General features: G+C 51.6%; 1 protein-coding gene. It reads right to left on the reverse strand.

The genetic code is table 11. From position 1 onward, the window contains the following. Positions 1–48: 48 nt before the first annotated feature. Positions 49–489 (reverse strand): homoprotocatechuate degradation operon regulator HpaR, encoded by a 441-nt coding sequence (gene hpaR / locus L977_RS11255; RefSeq protein WP_014882419.1) that lies wholly within the window; start codon positions 487–489, stop codon positions 49–51. Positions 490–597 lie beyond the last annotated feature (108 nt).

The following is a 597-nucleotide window of genomic DNA, read 5'->3' on the forward strand; positions in this document are numbered from 1 at the left end:
GAACATAAAGGGAAAACTTTACGAAAATCATCCTGGAATTTGTGGTTTTTACTCTTCTTCCCGCGCTGCGTTATGCCTGTTTCCGAGTTCAATAAACTCTTCCAGCAGCGTCGTCAGCTGTTTCATCTTCTCCGGCGTGTATTCCGCCTCAATCTGCTGGTACGCCTCTTCCACCTGCGCCTGGGCGTGCTCATACAGCGCATTGCCCTCTTTGGTCAGCGACACGTACAGCTTGCGCTGGTCGTTCACTGGCTTTAAGCGCAGCACCAGGCCGTCGCGCTCCATGCGCGTCAGAATGCCGGTCAGGCTGGGACGCAAAATGCAGGTGCGAAACGCCAGATCGTGAAAATCCATCGACGGATGTTCCGCCAGCACGCGCACAATCCGCCACTGCTGCTCGGTCAGGTTATGTCGCTTCACAATGGGTCGGAAGTACGACATCGCCGCTTCCCGCGCCTGCAGCAGCGCGATGGTTAATGAATCATGCATAGCCTCTCCCCGCCCTTCATTAACAAGTAAATAATTCATAAAAGATGTTTTTATAAACAACACGTTTTCTGCCAAAAAGTCTAACAGAAACCCGCCAATTTTGTTAAC

It is taken from the genome of Enterobacter sp. ZOR0014, from assembly GCF_000798855.1.
Lineage (GTDB): Bacteria > Pseudomonadota > Gammaproteobacteria > Enterobacterales > Enterobacteriaceae > Enterobacter > Enterobacter kobei.